The sequence below is a fragment of the Nocardioides sp. YIM 152315 genome (genome assembly GCF_029210375.1).
In the GTDB taxonomy this organism is placed as follows: Bacteria; Actinomycetota; Actinomycetes; order Propionibacteriales; family Nocardioidaceae; genus Nocardioides.
This window is the reverse complement of the sequence record NZ_JARGER010000001.1, coordinates 1-1,242: the sequence shown is the minus strand read 5'-3', so window position 1 is coordinate 1,242 and position 1,242 is coordinate 1. Positions and strand designations below refer to the sequence as shown.

The 1,242-nt window shown below is 67.2% G+C and carries 1 protein-coding gene; it reads right to left on the bottom strand.

Annotated features, from left to right (window positions below; all coding sequences use genetic code 11):
- The coding region (locus PZ894_RS00005; RefSeq protein WP_275741176.1) for an IS481 family transposase at window positions 1–1,103 on the bottom strand (1,103 nt) is incomplete at its 3' end.
- Between the last annotated feature and the right edge of the window lie 139 nt (window positions 1,104–1,242).

The window sequence follows — 1,242 nt, the reverse complement described above, 5'->3', positions numbered from 1 at the left end:
TGGGCGATGACGAGGACCTGTTTGAAGGCGTGGTCGACGTCGATCTTGTAGAAGACCTTGTCCACGTGGACGGTGCCGCCGGTGCTGACCTTCCGGATGCGGGTGTCGGCCGGCAGGTCGGCCGGCGGCGGTGGTTGCGGATGCTTGTACCGCTGCGGCACGGGCCGGTCGAACCATGGCGTCTGGTCCGTGCGGGGGCGGGGCGGGTCGGCCTTCGGTGTCGCTTCCCACGCCGCCAACGGTGTGACGCGGCCCGGTAGTCCTTGGTGCGGACGTTCGGTGTTGTAGATGTGGTCGAAGGCGTCGACCTGGGCCTGGAGCTCGGTCAGCGATTCGGCGAGCGGCTGCTTGTCGAGGTAGCGGAACAGGGTCTGGTGGAAGCGTTCGTTCTTGCCCTGGGTGGTCGGCTTGTACGGCTTCCCGGTGATCGGCTCGACCCCGAGTCGGGATACGTGGTCGACGAGTTGGCCCAGGTACCCGCGCCGGGACGGGTTGAGCGCGAGTCCGTTATCGGACAGCAGGCGTTGCGGGACACCGTGGGCGGCAATGGCCTTGTCCACCACTGTGATCGCATCTATGACGGTCTCGCCCCAGGCGACGTGGGAGGCGACCGCGTAGCGGGAGTGGTCGTCGATGAGCTGGAAGATCACGCACTTGCGCCCGCCGGTCAGGACGTACTCGGTCGCATCCAGCTGCCAGCAGGCATTCGGGGCGGGGTAGACGAACCGCCGCCACGCCGAACGGGGTCGCTTCTTCGGCTCGAATCGGGCGACGCCGGCCTCGCGGAAGATCCGGGCCAGCGAGGCTACCGATGGCACCTGCTCCAGGCCCATCGCTCGCATCTTGTCGTGCACGCTGATCGGCCCGTGGTCCAGCCCGGAGGCCTCCAGCGCCGCACGAACCCCGATCGCCTGCTTCCTGACCTCCTCGGTCAGCTTCGTCGGAGTGGCCTTGGGTCGACGGCTCCGGGGTTCGAGGACCGCGGCCGGACCCTCGGTCTTGGCGCGCTTGCGCAGCTCGTAGAAGGACTTGCGGGAGATGCCGTGCTCGGCACAGAACGTCGAGACCGCCCCGCGGGGCGCGTCCTCGGGCCACTGAGAGATCGCGAGACGGACACGGGGATCGATGGGTTCACTGGCAGCCACCGCCGAAGCCTCGGGGCAGAAGTGTCACCACCAAGACGATTCAAAGTGTCACCGATGTCCTGATGCAGATTCGTCACCGATGTCCTGCGACATGACA